Origin of the sequence: Ochrobactrum sp. SSR, from assembly GCF_030067775.1 — a bacterium.
Taxonomy (GTDB): domain Bacteria; phylum Pseudomonadota; class Alphaproteobacteria; order Rhizobiales; family Rhizobiaceae; genus Brucella; species Brucella teleogrylli.
Map to the genome: position 1 here is coordinate 787,595 of NZ_CP125971.1, position 18,743 is coordinate 806,337.

Consider the following 18,743-nt stretch of genomic DNA (forward strand, 5'->3'; position numbering starts at 1 on the left):
AAATATTGGATAGGTTCTGACGCAAATGGATTTGAGCAGGGAGTGGAGCTGCCATGGGTGTTTTATCAGGCTATCGTGTGCTGGATTGTTCAATTGCGATGGCGGGACCATTTGCAGCGCAGCGGCTGGGCGATCTTGGTGCCGATGTGGTGAAGGTTGAGCCGACGACAGGCGAATGGCAGCGCCACGTGGCGGCGGGCGGTGCCGAAGGCAATCGCGTTAATGTCTCTTTCCTGTCGCTCAACCGTAACAAGCGTTCGCTTGCGGTCGATCTCAAATCACCAGACGGTAAACAGGTGCTTCTTGACCTTGTGAAAACCGCCGACGTGTTTTTGCAAAACTATCGTCCGGGCGTCGCACAGCGTCTTGGCGTCGATTACGAGTCGCTTTCCAAGATCAATCCAAAGCTGATCTATGTTTCGATCTCTGGCTATGGCGAAGATGGTCCTTATGTCCATCGTCCGGGACAGGATCTCGTTTTGCAAGGTATGTCGGGCGCTATGCTTTCGGCAGGCCGTGAGGGCGAGCCGCCAACCGCCGCCGGCCAATATCTGGTGGATGCCATCACCGCATATACTGCTTTTGAAGGCGCGCTTGCAGCACTTCTCCATCGCGAGCGTACGGGGGAGGGACAGTTGGTGCAGGTCAACATGCTCGATGCGATCACCACCATTCAGATGCAGGAACTTTCGGTTTTCACCGTCGGTGGCAAGCCGCAAACCCGTTCGGCAGAGCCACATGCCCATGTCTATATCCGGGCGCCTTACGGTGCTTTTGCAACCTCTGACGGCTTTATCATAGTCGCTTTTCCGAAGCTGAAAACACTCGGTGAAGTGATCGGCGAAAACAGTTTTCTCACCATGAGTGATGAGGTGGACACCTGGGAGCGCCGCGATGAAATCTTTGCCAAGACACGCGACAAGCTCAAAACGAAAACCTCCGCTGAATGGCTGGAGCTTTTTCGCGCAGCTGATATCTGGTGTGGACCTGTCTATGGTTATGCGGATCTCGTAGATGACGAGCAGATCAAGCATAATGGCACGTTTGTCGAATATGAGCATCCAACCGAAGGCAAGGTGAAGACGCCGGGTTTCCCGATCCGCTTTTCCAAAACGCCTTCGACAGTGGACCGTGGCGCGCCGGTAACTGGCCAGGACACACGCGATGTGCTCGCTGAAGCCGGATATGCGGCGGACAAGATCGAAGCGCTAGAGCAATCGGGCGTCATCGTATCGGGGAAAATCTAAAATGCAGGTGATCAAAGCTCTCACCTGGGATCATCCGCGTGGCTACAATGCATTGGCTGCGGCATCAAAATTGCCGGATGTCATCAAAGCGGGTTTGGAGATCCATTGGGACAAGCAGCCACTTGAAGGTTTTGAATCCCACCCGATCGCCGATCTTTGCGCGCGATACGATCTCGTGGTGCTCGATCATCCCCATGTGGGCGAGGCCGTGTCCGGCGACTGCCTGCTTTCACTTGAGGAGGTGTTTGACGATGAAACGGTTGCCAAGCTTGGCGAAGCCAGCATCGGCCCGTCCTTGACGAGCTATCGCTTTGCGGGCAGGCACTGGGCCTTGCCACTCGACGCCGCAACACAGGTCATGGCGCTTCGCCCGGACCTAGTCGACACGGTTCCTGTTACATGGGACGAGGTGCTTCGCCTCGCGCAAAAAAGCGGTAAAGTCGCGCTTTCGCTTGCAGGCCCACACGCCTGTCTGTCATTTTTTTCTATCGCTGCCGCATTTGGCGAGCCGCCTGCCGAAGACGACCCAGATATATTGGTTTCAGAAGAGGTCGGGCGGCAGGTCTTTGATCTGATGGCAGAACTTGCGGCGCACAGCCCAACGTCTGTTCGGCAAAAGAATCCCATCGGTATATTGTGCCACATGGCCGAGCATGACGATGTTGCATTGTGCCCCCTGGTCTATGGTTATGTGAATTATGCCGCGCCGCGAAGCGGAAAGTCTGTCGTATTTCACAATGCGCCACGGGTCGCCACTGGTGGTCGTCCTGGCTCGACATTGGGCGGCACGGGCATTGGTGTTTCGCGCCGTGCACACATCACCTCGGCGCTCAAAGCCCATCTTTTGTGGCTGATGAGCCGTGAAGCCCAATCCGGGTTCATTCCCGATCATGAAGGCCAGCCATCGCGCCGCGACGCCTGGCACGATGAGCGAGTGAACCGGCGATGGGGCAATTTCTATCGCAACACAGCGGACACGCTGGAACAGGCTTATGTGCGCCCGCGCCATGATGGCTACGTCGCGTTTCAGGGCAAGGCTTCAGCGCTTTTGGGGGCGGCTTTCGATGAACGCCGCCCGGCATCTGCAGTGTTGAATGAGTTGCAAACTCTCTACGCCGCTTCGCGCGTGCATGGCGGTGAAAGGTAGTTTTCCATGACTGAAGATATCAAATTCGAAATCGACGGCGCGGTTGCCGTCATCACATTAAACCGTCCGCAAAAACTCAATGCCGTGACTCCGGAAATGGCCGATGCCATTGTCGCAGCCGTGACCGAATGCAACGACAGCGACACGATCCGTTGCGTTATTCTGACGGGTGCTGGAGAACGTGCATTCTGTGCGGGCTCGGACATTCGCGAACTCGATACCTATGAGACGCCGTGGCAGTTCCGCAATCGGCCGGATTACTGCGATGCATTCCGCGCGCTTCTCAAGCCGTCGATTGCGGCCGTCAATGGCTATGCCTTTGGTGGCGGGCTTGAAACCGCGATGTCTTGCGATATCCGCATTGCTTCTGATAACGCGCAATTTGCGGCACCCGAGATCAAGCTCGGCTGGATCGGTGGTGGGGGAATGGCCGCCCATCTGGCGCATTCCATTGGCGCATCCAATGCAGCATTGATGATTATGACAGGCGACCCAATTTCTGCCGAGAAGGCGGAGCGCTGGGGGTTGGTGAGTGAAGTCGCGCCGCAGGCGGATCTTCTTATACGCGCACGCGAGATTGCCAACGTGATTGCAACGCGCGCGCCGATTGCCGCGGAAACCGCGAAACTCAACCTCAAGGCAGCGGTTTCGATGCCAATCGAAAAAGCCATCGAGTACGAACGCGACCTGCAGACGATCTGTTTTGCGACTGTCGATGCGCAGGAGGGGCGCGCGGCTTTCAAAGAGAAAAGAGCGCCGGTTTTCCGGCGTCGGTAGAGGTTTCGGGAGGAAGCCTTTCTACTTTATCAACGACCTGTTCATGGGAGGAATGCTCGTGGAAACGAGTTCAAAAAGCAAGTCGAAAGCACTTGCCAGCACTATCTTTGCAAGCACAATTGGAACAGTTGTGGAATGGTATGACTTCATACTTTACGCCACCGCCGCCGCATTGATATTCAATCATCTCTTCTTTCCGCAATTTGACCCTACGACGGGCATCATTGCTTCTTTCGCGACCTATACCGTGGGTTTCCTGGTGCGCCCGCTTGGCGGGATCGTCTTTGGTTGGATGGGCGACCGCATCGGTCGTAAACCGGTGCTGATGCTGACGCTCTTGATGATGGGTGTCAGCACGACGCTCATTGGCCTTTTGCCAACCTATGCCTCCATTGGCGTTTGGGCGCCGATCTTTCTTCTTTTGCTTCGTGTTGTGCAAGGATTGGGCGCGGGCGCCGAATATGCCGGCGCTGTGGTTATGGCAGGCGAGATTGCCGCAGAAAGACGAGGTCTCTTTGCGAGCCTTCCCGCCGCAGCCGTGGATGTGGCGACTATTCTGGCCGCGGGTGTTTTTGCACTCTTTACATTGCTGCCGGAAGACGCCTTTATGAGCTGGGGCTGGCGTATTCCATTCCTGCTGAGCGGACTAGTGCTGTTTCTCGGCGTCTATATACGTCGAAAGGTTCCAGAATCACCGGAATTTGTCCAGGTGAAGGAAGAACGCCGCGACACGAAATTGCCTGTCCTGGAAGTGCTTCGCAATCATCCCCGCACAATGATGGCGGCGATGGGCGCGAACCTTGCTCCTAACCTTTCCTATGTCTTCCAGACTTTCACTCTTGCCTATGCGACGTCCAAACTTGGGTTTTCACGAGAAATCATTCTGACCGGCGTGATGCTTTCAAGTGCCTTTGGTGCCGTCATGTGTGTCGTCTTCGGTGCGTTGTCTGATCGTTTCGGGCGCGTTCCGATAATGGCGATGGGATCGGCTGCAGCAGCTATCTATTCGCTGTTTTATTTTCAACTGCTTGGCGCCGGGACGCCCTGGACTGCGGTTGTACTGATTATCATTGGTCATGCTATCGGTGCCAGGTCGTCGTTTGGCGTTCAACCAGCATTTTACTGCGACATATTCCCAACAGAAGTGCGCTATAGCGCCATCGCCTTCGCGCGCGAGGTCACCGGTGCCATCTTCGTTGGCCCTCTTCCATTGGTCGCGACGGCGCTTGTTGGCTGGTATGGTTCTGTCTGGCCAGTCGCTGTGATTACAGCGCTTTACTGTCTGATCACGCTTGTTTCGGTTCTGTGGGTAAACAAGGCCCGCGAGCTTGATGCGCGATCCAGTCTCAACCGCCCGGTGCCTGAACCGGAAGCGAATAGTGCGTACACCCGTTGATCTCGCGACATTGAATAAAGACGCAATCAACAAAGGGGAGAAGACATGCAGTTTGTGAGGAAGCTTGCGCGCTATCGTGAAGCGTCGGTTCTGCTCATGCTGATTGCTGTCGCAATCTATCTGGCAATTGCGAGCGACTATTTCTTGTCGCCTCGAAACTTGCTGAATGTCGGGCGGCAGGCATCGGTCGTGGCCATAGTCGCGCTCGGTCAGGCGCTGGTGATCATCGCGCGTGGCATCGATCTCTCCGTCGGTTCGGTCATTGGTCTGTCAGCGGTCGTTGCCGCAATCACGATACGCGACACTGGTTATGAGAGTGTGGGTCTGGCGGCAGGGCTTTTGACCGGAGTTACTTGCGGCGTTATCAACGGCGTTCTTTACACCCGCTTCAAGATCAATCCCTTCATTGCAACATTGGGCGTCTTGTCAATCGGACGTGGACTGGCCTTGCTGATGACCGGTGGAATTCCTGTGCCGATTGGTGGCTTGGCGGAATTTGTGGGTGCCGGCCGCTTGCTCGGTATTCCTGTGTCCTTTTTGCTAATGATCGTGCTTGCAATCATCGTCCACGTGTTTGTCACCTACACCGTTATTGGGCGTGAGATTTACGCCATTGGCGATAATCCCAAGGCGGCCCGTCTTGCCGGCGTCAACATCAAGGCAACGCGCTTGGTTGTTTTTACCATTTGTGGGCTTCTCGCCGGGCTCGGCGGCTTGATTTTGTCCGGCAATCTGGCAAGCGCGGATCCAAATCTTGGGATTGGATACGAACTCGATGTCATTGCGGCTGTTATTCTGGGGGGAACGGCACTGTCGGGCGGACGCGGCTCCATCATTGGCGTCGTAATTGGAGCCCTGCTTATGGCGCTTCTTAATAATGCTTTTGTGCTGCTTGGAGTCGCCGCCTACTGGCAGGTTGTCACCAAGGGCCTGGTTATTATCCTTGCCGTTGGCATCGATGGTTTAACACGTGGCAATGAAGACGAATAACGATTGGAGGAGGAATTTAGATGTATTGGGACAGAATCCGAACATTCACCATGGCCGCGCTGACCACAGCTCTTTTGGCTCTACCCTCTCACGCTGGGGAACCACCAAAAGGAGGAACGGTCGCAGCTGTTGAAAACACCAAAGGCCCAATCCGGATCGCGTTTCTTTCGTTCCAGAACAATCCTTTCTGGACGCCGGTGACCGAAGGAGCCGGGGCGGCGAACGACTATTTGTCGAACTTTAACGCGAAAGTGGATTTCATCGATTTGGGCAGCGAACTGTCGGCGGAGGCAGTTGTTTCGGGTGTCGAGGGTGCGCTCGCCAAACAGTATGACGGCATTGTCGTGGTGCCGATATTCGACGGCACGGCGCGGATCATCAACGAGGCGTCAGATGCTGGCGTGCCGGTTTTCACTATCGTCGCCGAAGGGGCGACGCCATCCAAGCGTCTCGCTTTTATCGGGCAGAACGCCACGTCGGCTGGCGAGCAGATTGGTGAATTCATCGTCAAACAGATGAATGGTCAAGGCAAACTTGGTGTCATCACCGGTTACTTTGGGGCAACGCAGCACAACCAGCGTATGGCTGGCGCTCTTGATTATATCAAGGCGAAAGCGCCGGAAATTCAGATTCTGGGACCCTTTGAGAACAAGGACAAGGCAGAGGCTGCCTATTCATTGTTGCAGGATATGAGCACCGCAAATCCAGACCTAAAGATGGTTTATGTCACCGCCGGTGGCCCGTTCGGCGCGGCCAAAGCCGTCAAGGATTTGAACCTGACAGGAAAGGTCGGCGTTGTTGGATTTGATCACACGCCGGATAATATTCAATATCTCAAGACCGGCGAAATGGTTGGCCTTCTCGACCAGGCTCCTTATCAGCAAGCTCTCGACGCCAGTGTTTATCTTTATAATTTCCTGGTCTCGGGTCATGAACCGCCTTCCAAAGTGATCCCCGTCGCTGGCAATTTGTTGACGCCCGACAATGTCGAATAGCTTGTCCTTACCCAAAACAGCCACACGGCACTCTTCGGAGGAGCTAAAAACGGTCATGAGAGTACGTGGCGTTGCCAAGAGCTTTTCTGGCAATAAAGTGCTTCATGCCGTGGATCTCGACCTTCGAGCTGGCGAGATCGTCGGCTTGCTGGGCGAAAACGGTGCAGGCAAATCGACGCTTATGCATATCCTCTCTGGAGGTCTCGCGGCTGACGCAGGATCGATCGAGATCGATGAGGCCGCGATTGCATATCGCAATGTCGCCGATGGCATCAAGGCTGGGGTGAGTTTTGTTCATCAAGAGCTTTCGGTAGTGGGGGCTCTCAGCGTTGCTGAGAACCTTCACCTTGGACGCATGCCCAAAAACGCGTTTGGCTTTGTTGATTTTGCGGGGATGGCCGACAAGGCGCGCCATATTCTCGCTAGGGTCGGCGCTGGCCACATCGACCCGAAGCGCTTGGCTTCCGGTCTACGCGCTGGCGAACAGCAGTTGGTCGAAATCGCAAAAGCTGCGGCGCGTGAACCTCGACTTCTCATTCTCGATGAACCGACGTCTTCGTTGACCCCACACGAAGTCGAAAGCTTTTGTGACTACGTGAAAGCGGCGCGCGCGCAAGGTGCGGCGATCGTCTTTATTACCCACAGGCTTGAAGAGGCGTTGTCGCTATGTGATCGCATGGTCGTGCTTAGAAATGGGGCTATCGTCAGTGAGAGGCGTCCAGCTGACACGACACGTGACCAATTGATTGCCGACATGACAGGCAAGCCGGCGCTTTTCGCCCGCCATGATCATGCCGTGAGCCATAACAGGACGGTGTTATCCCTGAAGAATGTCAGCGATGGGACCTTGATCCGCTCCCTCGATCTTGAAGTGAGCGAAGGCGAGGTGCTTGGCCTCTTTGGGTTGGTGGGGGCAGGCCGCACAGAACTTATCGAGCTCATTCACGGAGCTCGTCGGCTTGCGGGTGGCGAAATTCAAATGTGTGGAAAACCGCTCATCCTATCCGATCCAAGTCAGGCGATAAAAAAGGGTATAGCGCTGGTTCCTGAGGGACGCAAAGTTGCGGGCATTTTGCCTCAGCATTCGGTGCTCGACAATGCAGCCATTTCAAGTCTGCGTCTTTATGCGCGGGGTCCAGTTTCAGATAGAAAAGCGGATGCGGGACGGTTGGCGCACTATCGGAGAATGCTTGGCATCCGGATGGAGAACGATAGTCAACCGATTTCCACATTGTCGGGTGGTAATCAGCAAAAGGTGATATTCGCCCGCGCCCTGATGAGCAAACCACGTCTGCTTCTGCTCGATGAGCCTACCCACGGTGTCGATGTTGGCGCTAAGGCTGAAATTTATGAAATCATCATGCAGCAGGTCACCGATGGCTTGACGGCGATCGTGGCGTCCTCAGAAATTCCCGAGATTCTTGCGCTGTGTGACCGCGTCGCCGTTTTGTCAAAAGGGAAATTGGTAGGGATCCTCAATAGAAATGAAATGACTGAAAGCAATATCCTGACCATGGCCTTCGAGGCCCATTGAACCAACCCAGATAGTGAGGAAAATTCTACCGTGAGCAGCAATGAAACTTTCGCTTCGGGAACTTTTGTCGGGCGCGCATGGAGCCCGACGGCTAAAGGGCCGGTTCTGGTGACTTTGCGCGAAGGGCGCGTCATCGACATTACCACCAAAGCTGCACCGACAATGCGTGACCTGCTCGAACTGGACGATGCGCTGGCTCATGTGCGTGCAACCGCCGGACAAGATATCGGTTCGCTGGAAACATTGTTTGCGGGCAAGCCCGGTGATGAAAATACTCTCCACCTTCTGGCGCCGAACGATCTGCAATCGATCAAGGCTTGCGGCGTCACCTTCGCCCGCTCCATGGTTGAGCGCGTGATCGAGGAACGTGCGGCTGGTAATCCCGATCTGGCGCTAAAAATCCGTGAGCGCGTCGGCGCAATCATCGGCGACAGCCTGCGCAACCTCAAGGCAGGCTCGGAAGAAGCGGCCCGCGTCAAGGCAGCACTGATCGAAGAGGGCGTCTGGTCGCAATATCTTGAAGTCGGTATTGGTCCCGATGCGGAAGTCTTCACCAAGAGCCAGCCGATGTCGGCTGTCGGCCATGGTGCAGAAGTGGGCCTGCACCCGATTTCGACCTGGAACAACCCGGAGCCGGAAGTGGTACTTGCGGTCAACAGTCAGGGGCAGGTTAGGGGCGCGACGCTTGGCAACGACGTGAACCTGCGTGACGTTGAAGGCCGTTCGGCCCTGCTGCTCGGCAAGGCCAAGGATAACAATGCGTCCTGTTCGGTTGGCCCATTCATTCGCCTGTTCGACGAAACCTATTCGATGGACGATGTGCGCTCGGCGGAACTGGCGCTGAAGGTCGAAGGACCGGATGGCTATGTTCTCAACGGTCGCAGCACCATGAAGGAAATCAGCCGTGATCCGCTGGATCTGGTTGCCCAGACCATCGGCAAGCACCATCAGTATCCCGATGGTTTCGTGCTGTTCATGGGAACATTGTTTGCGCCGGTCGAAGACCGTGACACGCCGGGGCAGGGCTTTACGCACAAGATCAGCGATGTGGTGACCATCTCCAATCCGCAGCTTGGTGCGCTGACCAATACGGTACGTCTGTCGACCGAATGCAGCCCATGGCGGTTCGGCTCGTCGCATCTGATGCGCAATCTCGCATCGCGCGGCTTAATCTGATTTTGAAAGGGCGACTGACATGACAATTCATCAGAATCTGATCGCTGGCGAGTGGGTTGGCGGCGACGGCATTGCCAATATCAATCCGTCCGACACCAACGATGTGGTGGGCACCTATGCCCGCGCCACCGCCGACGACACCAAAGCTGCGATTGCCGCTGCAAAGGCCGCTTTCCCGGCCTGGTCGCGTTCCGGCATTCTGGAGCGCCACGCAATTTTGCGTAAGGCTGCCGACGAAATTCTGGCGCGCAAGGACGAGCTTGGCCGTCTCCTGTCGCGCGAAGAGGGTAAGACGCTGGCCGAAGGCATTGGTGAGACCATCCGCGCCAGCCAGATTTTCGATTTCTTCGCAGGCGAAGCCTTGCGCCTTGCCGGTGAAACGCTGCCTTCGGCGCGTCCGGGCATCGGCGTTGAAGTCACCCGTGAACCGGTCGGCGTCGTCGGCATCATCACGCCATGGAATTTTCCGATCGCCATTCCGACCTGGAAGATTGCGCCCGCGCTCTGCTATGGCAACACCATCGTCTTCAAGCCAGCCGACCTCGTGCCGGGCTGCTCTTGGGCGATTGTCGATATCCTGCACCGCGCCGGACTGCCGAAGGGCGTTCTCAACCTCGTCATGGGCAAGGGCTCGGTTGTCGGTCAGACCATTCTGGACAGCGCCGATGTTCAGGCCGTGACCTTCACCGGCTCGACCGGCACGGGCAAGCGCGTTGCTGCCGCCTCCATCGAGCATAACCGCCGTTTCCAGCTGGAAATGGGCGGCAAGAACCCGGTCGTTGTTCTGGATGATGCCGATCTCAATGTCGCGGTGGAATCCGTCGTCAATTCAGCCTTCTTCTCGACCGGCCAGCGCTGCACGGCATCCTCGCGCATCATCGTGACGGAAGGCATCCACGACAAGTTCGTCGCCGCCGCCATCGAAAGGCTGAAGGGCGTCGTGGTCGATAATGCCCTGAAGCAGGGCACGCATATCGGCCCGGTCGTGGATGAAAGCCAGCTTCAGCAGGACATGGATTATATCGAGATCGGCCGCAAGGAAGGCGCGAAGCTTGCCTTTGGCGGCGAACGCCTCAACCGCGAAACGCCGGGCTTCTATCTCCAGCCAGCGCTCTTCACCGAGGCCACCAACCAGATGCGCATCAGCCGCGAGGAAATCTTTGGCCCGGTCGCTTCGGTCATCCGCGTCAAGGATTATGAAGAAGCGCTTGCCACCGCCAACGATACGAGCTTCGGCCTGTCGTCGGGCATCTGCACGACGAGCCTGAAATATGCGACCCATTTCAAGCGCAATTCGGAAGCGGGCATGGTGATGGTCAATCTGCCCACCGCCGGCGTCGATTTCCACGTGCCATTCGGCGGGCGCAAGGGTTCGAGCTACGGTCCGCGGGAGCAGGGCCGCTATGCCGCCGAGTTCTACACGACGGTCAAGACGGCCTATACGCTGGCCTGATAAAGCATGTCTCCCGAAAGTGGGAACCGGTTTCGGGATAAAGACATGCGTAAAAACAAAAGCTTTAGCGGTCTGAGGGAATGTGAAAACCGGCGGTGTCCCCGCCGGTTTTTTTATGCGGCTTTTTTTAGGCCATGCAAAATGCGAATTTTGACTGACAATCTGCTGGTATGGTCAGCTGTGTTTACGTTAGCTTATGTTCCAAAATTAATAGGCCGATATATCCTGTTGCTCCCCTCGCGGCCAACAGGCGCCTGATCGGTTCCATAATGTAAATTATGCAATTTTCGTTTATAACAGGGTGGGTTCAAGCTTGAAGTGCGACTTGCAAACGATAACAATGAGTTATCCTAAGCAAGGAACCCGTCATGGAACGCACCTACGCGCATATTGATCTGGATGAACGCCGCAAGATCGCCCGCTGGCGCGCTGCAAACCTCTCCGTTGATATTATTGCCGAGAAACTTGGACGACATCGCTCAACCGTTTTCCGCGAGTTGAAACGCAATCGATTTGTCGACGATCAGATCACGGACCTGACTGGGTATTACTGCACGGTTGCCGATCAGAAAGCACGTGAACGTCGCTCGAAACGACGCAAGCTCATCCGGTTTGATCATTTGCGTCAATCCGTGATCAAGCACATCAGCGATGGATGGTCGCCGCAGCAAATTGCCGGGAGAATGCAACTGGAGCGCCACCCCATCTCTGTCAGTCATGAAACGATCTATCAGTTTGTTTATTCCGACGACGGTCGAAAAGAAGGGCTTTGGAAATATCTGCCTGAACAGCGTGCCAGGCGGCGTCCACGTCATGCCCGGCGCCACCATGGACGCCGCTTCCCGCCGGAACTGAGCATCTTGCACCGCCCGGACATGATCGCCAGACGTAAGCAGTTTGGCCACTGGGAGTGTGATTTGATCCAGTTTCGCAAGACGTTCGGCAAGGCCAATGTAACGTCTCTGGTCGAACGGGTGAGCCGCTTTACCGTCCTGTTGCGCAACAATGATCGTCAATCAAGGCCGGTGATGGACGGTGTGATTAGGGTACTCCAACCCCTGCCCCAAATGGCGCGTCGCTCGATCACCTTTGATCGCGGCACTGAGTTCACGGAATGGGCTTACCTGCAGGCCGGGATCGGATCACAAACGTGGTTCTGTGATCCGCAGTCGCCCTGGCAAAAGGGAACGGTCGAAAACACCAACAGGCGAACAAGACGATGGCTCCCCAGAGACCTTGATCCACTAACGTTGAGTGACCGAGATCTCGTATTCATCAGTCATCGCCTCAACAATACGCCGCGCAAATGTTTGGGGTACAAAACGCCAGCAGAAGTCTTCCGACAAAAACTCATCGCAAACAGACATCGTTCTACATAAACTCAAACTGTAAAAGTCGCGCTTCAGCATGACCTCACAGTTTCATCCTTGGCAAGACAGAAATGTCAGCCGGGATCGACGTAATAGCCGTCATCGGCCCCTTTGTTGACGGCGCATTGACTGGCGGTCTCGTCCAGATTTTCGCGGGAATGTATCTGCGAAGGCTAATTGAACGTTCAACTACAAAACGGCGTAGATCGTATTTTTGAACGTGAGCATTTAATGAGGGAACGAGAATGGTATCGAGAGGAAAACCGGCCCACTTCCGGTTAGCCGAAGTCTGCAAGAGACTGAACACAACCGAGTGTCAGCTTGCGAGCCGGTTGGGATTATCGCGTGCGGCGCTCAAATCAATCGAACGTCCGGATGCACCGCTTTATCTGCAACTTGCACTGACTGCGATGATGGAGAGCTTGCAGCCCGACCCGATGTTTGTACGCGCTGCGTATCACTCCGAAATTCCGGCCGATCCGGTTCAATTGAGGCTTGTTCGATAATCAGTTCCGAAGGGCAACGGACATGATGACGAAACTGACTGCAATTTCCTTGGTGGTTGTAGCCACGGCTTTTCCCGGTACAGCAATAGCCGCTTCATGCGGCTCTGGAATTTCGGGTCAAAGCCCCGCCGTGAAGATGCTGCAAAGGCAGTTGTCGGCTTTGCGCTCGATCCAGCGCGGGCGCGGCTGCAAGCCCGGTGACACAGGCGGCGGCTTTTTCAACGCCTGTCGTGAAGTGGGTATGAAGATCAATGAGGTGCAGCAGGAGTTGCGCGCAACTGCGGCTGCAAATAATGAATGCAGGGCCGAAGCCCGAACGGGCCGAACAGCCAGGGCAGCTACCAAGCCACAAGCCATGAACGTGTCGGCGGCTGGCAATGCGCGATCACAACCGGCCTCGACCACTCCTAAAAAGGTGCGCGGGCCGAAAAATGCCCTTCAATACTGTGTGCGCCTGTCGGATGGCTATTATTTCCCGACGCCCAATTCGCAGTACAAGCAAAAGGGCGGCACGGATGCCGCTCTCATTCAATGCAAGATGATCTGCAAGACCGACGCAATGGCGGTCTATATCAATGACCAGAATGAAGAAGCCGCCGATATGGTTTCGGTCCTGACTGGTGAGGTCTATGCGGATCTCGCAACAGCTTACGATTATCATGGTGAAGGCAAGTTCGAACGCTGCGACTGGAATGGCTACGTTCGGAAAGTCAGTTCGGGCTTTGCGGCCAAAAGGCAATCGAAGCACCTTGCCGATGCTGTCTTACCGAAACCAGGCGTCAAACCGGATGATCAGGACCCCGTGGCTGTGGCTGAAATTCCATCGCAATCGCTTCGTCCCGCCCCTTCCCGCTCAATCCGTATTGTAGGTCCAGCCTTTATACCCGACGCCGATAACAAGGCGTTCGGTCACATGCGCCGTCATCAAAACTGAAACCAGCCAAGCAGCATTTTTCTATGGGAGCGTTCATGACAAAGCTGAAACTCAGATACTTATTGCTTGCTTTCGTCCCGTTGGCCGTTGCCGGCTGCGTTACAGCGGAGGAGGTCGATCAAGATACATGCGCCTCTTTCGGCTTCAAGCCAGGTACAGACGCGTTCGCAAACTGCATGATGGAGCAAAGCGCCCGCGCTGACGAAAAAAGACGGGAATGGGAACGCGAGGACCGAGCGCGTGAGGAACGCAAGCGCGAGCGCAAGAAAGAAAAGGAACGCCGTCGCCGCGAGGAAAGCGAGATAGACAATCGGCCACAATTTGACCGGGACGGCAATCCGAACTTTGACACGCAAGGCAATTATATGGGCTGCCATGGCGTGGGTTGCGATGTTGATAATCCCGACGACTAGTCAGATCGGGCTATCGACACCAGCATGCGCGTGAGCGCCAAAAAGGTTGAGCGCAACAATGATGGGGGTAGAAACGGAACGGTTTCCTCACTGCTGCGCTCAAGACGAATGTACCGAATGACAGAATGGGAAGGCAAGCCAGTTTTCAAAAACGGGTGAGATAACAATGCACAATATAGACCGTGGTTTCCTTGACGAAACCGTACAGAAATCAGCAACCGAAGACGATTTGCAAAAAGCGGTAAGTGATGCCTGCGATTTTATCATCAGGCTCAAAAAATCCGGGCTTAACATCATCCTTCCCGACGATCAGGATCAATGCAGGGATCGATTTGAATTACTGGTCAATCTTTTGATGACCGAAAAAGGCTTTCCCGGTGATCGCCCGGATTGGCTGACGGACCAGATGATGCAAAGCGCCGCGTATACAATCGGCGCCCGCATTTATAGTATGCAACCACATTTGGTTGAACCGTCGCTGCGGGATCGTATGAAAGCCATGATCAACGAAAATCAAGCTATGCCGTAGGAAAGGCGATCATTTGGTAGCCGCTAGCTATCCGCTATCTTTTTAGTAGCTGGTAGCCTTCTGGTAAAAAATGGCTATCGGGTAGCTACCGGTTAGCTTTTCATCTTTTAAGTAGCTGAAAGCTTTCGGCTAACTATATGGTATCACTTGGGAAACTCTCTGATTCTTAAGAAAAAAAGGAAGGGGAACAAAAACTGCACGGGATTCGTTTTCCTTCATAGATAGGGGGAGTTTCATAGCTTATGACAGACAAGCGCGAATTTTGTGATGCTGCCAAAGCCGCAACCGTCTATACACTAACTTCTCTCGAAATATCCGTGCGCGGAATCGGCCACCAAATACGAACTTCCATCCAAGCCGATACCAACTGAAATCAGGACACTGATATACAAGAATTGCTAAATCGCCTCGATTTTTCTGAACGTGCGGCTTCAAAAAAGTAATCATTTGGCACTACATCGGCAAATACAAGACGGCACCCCTAGCGTTTGTCCCTGCCCTTTTCATGATGGCCCCCCGCGACGGCATCGAGGTACCAAATGGTGGTTGTTCAAACCAACGACGAATAGGAGTGTCCGCGATGGAAGTTACCACAATCGGCCTGGATCTGGCTAAGAATGTGTCTGAGGCTCATGGCATGGCTTTGTGCTGGAAGTGCTGGTCCAAAAAAATCTGGACCGCCAAGCTTGAAAAATAGTCAGAACCTGCGCGTCATGATAGCGTTCGTACAGCCAAATCAGTTCAGTCACAGTGGCCCGGCGCAGGACAGTTCGACGCGGACATCTTGACCTGCAATCAAATTCTGATCCGATGCGAGGATCAGTGTTTTATCGCCTTCTCGTGCAAGTGAAATGATGCCTTGCTGCAGCTTCTGGCGTATGCCGTTGACGTCCACGCTGGCGGTGTAATTGACCAATGCAGACATGCATCCACACATTCCGATTGATCGGTGCAAATTAAACCTCGCGTCGAAGGAAACAATGTTCGCCTGCCTCTTCACCTGCCCGGGCTTCAGATCGACGCAGGCCGATAGTCCGTTCTGCAAATCAATTTCGACCGCTTCACTCGAAGCTGTGTGTACCGTGGAAATGGCGCAAAGAAACACAGCCACCAATGATCTGAATGCGGGCTTTTTTCTCCGTGCAGAAATCCTGATGACTTCGTCTGCTTCAGGAAGCTTTTGACCCGAAACACTAATCATTTTTCTTGTTGATCCGTTCGTCTACTACTTCATCTGTCTTAACTGCAGCGGTCTGTGCTTTGGGGGTGCCGGAAAACCCAGTTTCCCGTTTCGCAATGTTTTCCGATTTCGCACCGTCTTCATTAGCCAACCCGCCTAAGAGCGCCCTGGTCTCATAATTTCCACCATGTGCATCTCCTGTAACCAACACAGTTTTGCCTCCGTGGGACGCAGCGTCTCTTAGCGCCTCAAGCCGGTTGATTTCCATCATAAATTCCATGGCGTCTGCATCTGTCAGTGTCGTATCCGCTCGAAAGGCGGCAAGAGCTCTCGCATTGCCTTCTGCGATAATGCTGCGACTGGCTGCGATCCCCCGTGCCGTAATTGACATTGCAGCAGCAGAAGCTTCCGCGCTCTTGGTGCGTTTTATCTTTTCTGCCTCTCCATCGTTGTGCGCCGCTTCCAATCTGCGCTGAGACGCCAGCACTTCGTTGAAGGCTGAAATCATCTCCGGCGTTGGCCGCGGGTCATCAATCAACACGGCACGGATCTCATAACCATATGCATTGATAGCTTCGTCCAGAGATTCACGGACAGTACGCGTGAATTCGTCTCGATCAGTATAAAGTTGGTCGAATGTTCTAGCCGCAGCTACCGCGCGCGCATCTGTTGCGACGTAGGACTCGATCTGCTCTTCGGGATTATGCAACTCGTAAAAGGCCGCCTCTACAGCGGAAGGAATAACCCGATATTGCAGGCTGATCGGCATGGTGACAAAGGCATTGTCTTTGGATTTGACGCCCAGCTGAAGAGAGATCTGTTTCGTCTGCAAGGAAAACGGCGAGCGAGCGCGCTGAAATGGCCAAGGAAATTTTATCGACAAACCCGCTTTACGATAGCCAGTGTAACGGCCGAACGTTTCTAGAATTCTCACGTGCTGCTGGGGTGTCATAACAAAGAAGCTCTTAAGCCAACGCAGTCCCAGATAAATCGCCAGAATGGCAATAATAACCGATACAGGCGTTGTAATAATCGAACTGGAAAATTCAAATCCAAGCAAATTAAACATTCCAACCCTTCTTAATTTCGACTTTCACTATTTTCTGTTTGCTCACTGAACGGCACAGTTCCTCATCATTCAGCACGGAACATCCTATTTGGCGATGTTGCTATTTTAACCAAAGCTCTTTGACTGGCAAGATGTTCTGGCGCGCGAGTTATCGTCAGTAATCTGCTGGGGCTGGCAACAAATGATCCTGTGCGCTGCAGCGTATGCTGGATTCTTGCGATCGCGCAGTCGACAATCTCACACGCTGATAAGAATGTGCGGTGTCAAACGCTGTTCACATTCCCTCAATAGGACAGCGGACCACCAGAGTGCGGGGGAATAGGAAAGCATGAACGGAAACTCGAAAATCGCCTCGAAGCCTGTAACCGCTACGGATAAGGATCTTCGCAGAGCGACGGCCATCACGAATTTGCTTGTGCAGCCGTTGGGCATTCTACCCGCCGCCGTTGGCGATCCCATTCGCCCGGTCGCAATCGGCTTTTTCCAGCAGGTTTCACCTTTCCTCAGTCCAGGTGTAAGTGTAACTGCACTTCGTCGCGCTATCGGCGCTTATGTTCACTCGAAGCGGTATTATCTAGCGTGCAGCCGGCCAGATGCGATGCGTCATGACATTGACGGCGAGCCCATTGAGCCAGTGTCGGATTCAGACCAGCAGAATGCTCAAAAGTCCCTGCAAATCTTCCGAGAGCAAAAGAGCCAAACGCCAGCGCTTGCCATTGTCGCCGCCCCTGTTGCAACTGCAGAAAACAAAAGAGATTTGATCCGAGCCTCCCTCCTCAGGAGATCGCGAAGCTGATTTTAATTCGCAGCGCTTGAAAGTCAGCTGAAGCCATCGAAAAGCGTCAGCCCTCTTCGAAAAACAGTCGCCCATGGCAATGTAGAGAGCGTTCATGCTTTTTCAGCCGCTACCGCACAGTTAAATTTTGTAAGCACGGCTTTCAATCAGAGTCTTGTTTACCTTTTTATGCGCAGTATCGACTTATGAACGACAACTACCCTCCGTCAACGATCGATTGGACTGGCCAATCATCTTTCAAACGCCGACAACGCGTCCGGTTGCTGGTGGCGGTGATTGTCATGTTGATAGCTTTCGTCGGGGTCACGACGCTCGCGTACAGCCTGCTCGCATCAAGTACATCTGAACGCGCCATCCTTCCAGAAGACGCGTCTTCGAATGAAATGTTTGACTGATCCAAAAAGGCCACTTAGCTTAGCCTGCTACAGGACACTGAATGACATGCCGCCCTGCCGATCAGTCTCCTTGACATCCAGCGATAAGAGATCATGAGCATCGGAAGGTTTCAGTTGCACTTTCTGGGCATCCATCGCGGCAGCAATAGCCTGCCTATTCCCCCAGAGTTTTCCACGCCTGGTCGTATCCGGACCGTCGGCAGGCTCCGCAATACTAAATTCAATCTGGCCGGCATCAACACCGTCACAAATCAAACTGCCTGACCCGTTCAGGAATAGTACACTCAAGTCTGCGCCTCCTCACAAGAATTCTTACTGGTCATATGGCCAGCGGCTGCTTGGTTCAATGATCAATCGATGGGGTGGCAGCGATACGACGAGGTTGCGCGTCCCCTGCGCATTCAATAGTCTCCATCGTCGGCAAAGCAAAACTCGCTCCATTTAAGAGGATCCATATGGCAACGGGCACGGTAAAATTTTTCAATTTTGACAAAGGTTTCGGTTTCATCACGCCAGAAAGTGGCGGCAGTGATGTTTTTGTGCATGTCTCCGGCTTAGCCCAAGCAGGCGGATCGCTCGGAGAGGGCCAGAAAGTCAGCTACGAAATCGGCCAGGATCGTAAAACCGGCAAAGCCAAGGCGGAAAACGTTCGACCGATCTGAATCGGCATTCCGCAGACTTGTCGCCAGGTCCATCGCTGCAATCTGGCGGCGATGGTCTTCGTACGAGCAGCCCACGCTTATATTTCCGATCCCCCTTAATCAGCGGTATTCCGTGCGCGCTTTGCTGAGAACCGGATCTGAGACGCCCGTCTTCTTTGGTTTCCGTCGGCGAAC

18 protein-coding genes are annotated in these 18,743 nt (G+C 54.3%); 15 read left to right on the forward strand and 3 right to left on the reverse strand.

The window, feature by feature from the left end; genetic code table 11:
- Nucleotides 1–53: 53 nt before the first annotated feature.
- The 13 genes from QLQ11_RS21135 (at nucleotide 54) to QLQ11_RS21195 (ending at nucleotide 14,467) form a co-directional block, all read left to right on the forward strand.
- Nucleotides 54–1,247: a CaiB/BaiF CoA-transferase family protein gene (locus tag QLQ11_RS21135; RefSeq protein WP_283735513.1), complete on the forward strand. Its 1,194-nt coding sequence runs from the start codon at nucleotides 54–56 to the stop codon at nucleotides 1,245–1,247.
- A 1-nt stretch (nucleotide 1,248) separates the two neighbouring features.
- The gene (locus QLQ11_RS21140) at nucleotides 1,249–2,394 is read left to right on the forward strand and encodes an ABC transporter substrate-binding protein (protein WP_283735512.1); all 1,146 of its coding nucleotides are present in this window, start codon (nucleotides 1,249–1,251) and stop codon (nucleotides 2,392–2,394) included.
- A 6-nt stretch (nucleotides 2,395–2,400) separates the two neighbouring features.
- A complete protein-coding gene (locus tag QLQ11_RS21145; RefSeq protein WP_283735511.1) occupies nucleotides 2,401–3,171 on the forward strand; it encodes an enoyl-CoA hydratase/isomerase family protein in 771 nt (256 codons plus the stop codon).
- Between the two features lie 58 nt (nucleotides 3,172–3,229).
- Complete coding sequence (locus QLQ11_RS21150) at nucleotides 3,230–4,567, forward strand: MFS transporter (protein ID WP_283735510.1); 1,338 nt, start codon at nucleotides 3,230–3,232, stop codon at nucleotides 4,565–4,567.
- A 45-nt stretch (nucleotides 4,568–4,612) separates the two neighbouring features.
- Nucleotides 4,613–5,557: an ABC transporter permease gene (locus QLQ11_RS21155; RefSeq protein WP_283735509.1), complete on the forward strand. Its 945-nt coding sequence runs from the start codon at nucleotides 4,613–4,615 to the stop codon at nucleotides 5,555–5,557.
- A gap of 20 nt (nucleotides 5,558–5,577) precedes the next feature.
- The gene (locus tag QLQ11_RS21160) at nucleotides 5,578–6,552 is read left to right on the forward strand and encodes a sugar ABC transporter substrate-binding protein (RefSeq protein ID WP_283735508.1); all 975 of its coding nucleotides are present in this window, start codon (nucleotides 5,578–5,580) and stop codon (nucleotides 6,550–6,552) included.
- Nucleotides 6,553–6,607: 55 nt separating this feature from the next.
- Nucleotides 6,608–8,086 carry a sugar ABC transporter ATP-binding protein gene (locus QLQ11_RS21165; RefSeq protein ID WP_283735507.1) on the forward strand — a complete coding sequence of 493 codons (1,479 nt, stop codon included), beginning with the start codon at nucleotides 6,608–6,610 and terminating at the stop codon, nucleotides 8,084–8,086.
- Between the two features lie 30 nt (nucleotides 8,087–8,116).
- Entirely contained in the window at nucleotides 8,117–9,262 is a 1,146-nt protein-coding gene (locus tag QLQ11_RS21170) for a fumarylacetoacetate hydrolase family protein (protein WP_283735506.1), read from the forward strand.
- A 19-nt stretch (nucleotides 9,263–9,281) separates the two neighbouring features.
- Complete coding sequence (locus QLQ11_RS21175; protein WP_121537164.1) at nucleotides 9,282–10,715, forward strand: aldehyde dehydrogenase family protein; 1,434 nt, start codon at nucleotides 9,282–9,284, stop codon at nucleotides 10,713–10,715.
- A 368-nt stretch (nucleotides 10,716–11,083) separates the two neighbouring features.
- Nucleotides 11,084–12,094 (forward strand): IS30 family transposase, encoded by a 1,011-nt coding sequence (locus tag QLQ11_RS21180; protein ID WP_283735505.1) that lies wholly within the window; start codon nucleotides 11,084–11,086, stop codon nucleotides 12,092–12,094.
- A gap of 519 nt (nucleotides 12,095–12,613) precedes the next feature.
- Complete coding sequence (locus tag QLQ11_RS21185) at nucleotides 12,614–13,525, forward strand: DUF2865 domain-containing protein (RefSeq protein ID WP_283735375.1); 912 nt, start codon at nucleotides 12,614–12,616, stop codon at nucleotides 13,523–13,525.
- Nucleotides 13,526–13,560: 35 nt separating this feature from the next.
- Complete coding sequence (locus QLQ11_RS21190; RefSeq protein WP_283735376.1) at nucleotides 13,561–13,938, forward strand: hypothetical protein; 378 nt, start codon at nucleotides 13,561–13,563, stop codon at nucleotides 13,936–13,938.
- A gap of 166 nt (nucleotides 13,939–14,104) precedes the next feature.
- Nucleotides 14,105–14,467 (forward strand): hypothetical protein, encoded by a 363-nt coding sequence (locus QLQ11_RS21195; protein WP_371836009.1) that lies wholly within the window; start codon nucleotides 14,105–14,107, stop codon nucleotides 14,465–14,467.
- Nucleotides 14,468–15,212: 745 nt separating this feature from the next.
- Here QLQ11_RS21195 and QLQ11_RS21200 read toward each other — a convergent pair.
- Together QLQ11_RS21200 and QLQ11_RS21205 are read right to left on the reverse strand one after the other, a co-directional pair.
- Nucleotides 15,213–15,668, reverse strand: a complete 456-nt coding sequence (locus tag QLQ11_RS21200) for a DUF2195 family protein (RefSeq protein ID WP_283735503.1) — start codon at nucleotides 15,666–15,668, stop codon at nucleotides 15,213–15,215.
- Nucleotides 15,661–16,716, reverse strand: a complete 1,056-nt coding sequence (locus tag QLQ11_RS21205) for an SPFH domain-containing protein (protein ID WP_283735502.1) — start codon at nucleotides 16,714–16,716, stop codon at nucleotides 15,661–15,663. The genes QLQ11_RS21200 and QLQ11_RS21205 overlap by 8 nt, the downstream gene beginning before the upstream one ends.
- Before the next feature lie 328 nt (nucleotides 16,717–17,044).
- Here QLQ11_RS21205 and QLQ11_RS21210 point away from each other — a divergent pair, with 328 nt between their 5' ends.
- Entirely contained in the window at nucleotides 17,045–17,512 is a 468-nt protein-coding gene (locus tag QLQ11_RS21210) for a ProQ/FINO family protein (RefSeq protein ID WP_371836010.1), read from the forward strand.
- Between the two features lie 422 nt (nucleotides 17,513–17,934).
- Here QLQ11_RS21210 and QLQ11_RS21215 read toward each other — a convergent pair whose 3' ends face one another.
- Nucleotides 17,935–18,195, reverse strand: coding sequence for a hypothetical protein (locus tag QLQ11_RS21215; protein ID WP_371836011.1), 261 nt, complete (start codon nucleotides 18,193–18,195; stop codon nucleotides 17,935–17,937).
- Nucleotides 18,196–18,362: 167 nt separating this feature from the next.
- Here QLQ11_RS21215 and QLQ11_RS21220 point away from each other — a divergent pair, with 167 nt between their 5' ends.
- The gene (locus QLQ11_RS21220) at nucleotides 18,363–18,569 is read left to right on the forward strand and encodes a cold-shock protein (RefSeq protein WP_283735501.1); all 207 of its coding nucleotides are present in this window, start codon (nucleotides 18,363–18,365) and stop codon (nucleotides 18,567–18,569) included.
- Nucleotides 18,570–18,743 lie beyond the last annotated feature (174 nt).

Excerpts from the sequence above, each read along its gene's own strand:
- QLQ11_RS21135 (WP_283735513.1), top strand. The coding sequence starts at position 54 with ATGGGTGTTTTATCAGGCTATCGTGTGCTGGATTGTTCAATTGCGATG.
- QLQ11_RS21140 (WP_283735512.1), top strand. The coding sequence starts at position 1,249 with ATGCAGGTGATCAAAGCTCTCACCTGGGATCATCCGCGTGGCTACAAT.
- QLQ11_RS21145 (WP_283735511.1), top strand. The coding sequence starts at position 2,401 with ATGACTGAAGATATCAAATTCGAAATCGACGGCGCGGTTGCCGTCATC.
- QLQ11_RS21155 (WP_283735509.1), top strand. The coding sequence starts at position 4,613 with ATGCAGTTTGTGAGGAAGCTTGCGCGCTATCGTGAAGCGTCGGTTCTG.
- QLQ11_RS21160 (WP_283735508.1), top strand. The coding sequence starts at position 5,578 with ATGTATTGGGACAGAATCCGAACATTCACCATGGCCGCGCTGACCACA.
- QLQ11_RS21165 (WP_283735507.1), top strand. The coding sequence starts at position 6,608 with ATGAGAGTACGTGGCGTTGCCAAGAGCTTTTCTGGCAATAAAGTGCTT.
- QLQ11_RS21175 (WP_121537164.1), top strand. The coding sequence starts at position 9,282 with ATGACAATTCATCAGAATCTGATCGCTGGCGAGTGGGTTGGCGGCGAC.
- QLQ11_RS21180 (WP_283735505.1), top strand. The coding sequence starts at position 11,084 with ATGGAACGCACCTACGCGCATATTGATCTGGATGAACGCCGCAAGATC.
- QLQ11_RS21185 (WP_283735375.1), top strand. The coding sequence starts at position 12,614 with ATGATGACGAAACTGACTGCAATTTCCTTGGTGGTTGTAGCCACGGCT.
- QLQ11_RS21190 (WP_283735376.1), top strand. The coding sequence starts at position 13,561 with ATGACAAAGCTGAAACTCAGATACTTATTGCTTGCTTTCGTCCCGTTG.
- QLQ11_RS21195 (WP_371836009.1), top strand. The coding sequence starts at position 14,105 with ATGCACAATATAGACCGTGGTTTCCTTGACGAAACCGTACAGAAATCA.
- QLQ11_RS21200 (WP_283735503.1), bottom strand. The coding sequence starts at position 15,668 with ATGATTAGTGTTTCGGGTCAAAAGCTTCCTGAAGCAGACGAAGTCATC.
- QLQ11_RS21205 (WP_283735502.1), bottom strand. The coding sequence starts at position 16,716 with ATGTTTAATTTGCTTGGATTTGAATTTTCCAGTTCGATTATTACAACG.
- QLQ11_RS21210 (WP_371836010.1), top strand. The coding sequence starts at position 17,045 with ATGAACGGAAACTCGAAAATCGCCTCGAAGCCTGTAACCGCTACGGAT.
- QLQ11_RS21220 (WP_283735501.1), top strand. The coding sequence starts at position 18,363 with ATGGCAACGGGCACGGTAAAATTTTTCAATTTTGACAAAGGTTTCGGT.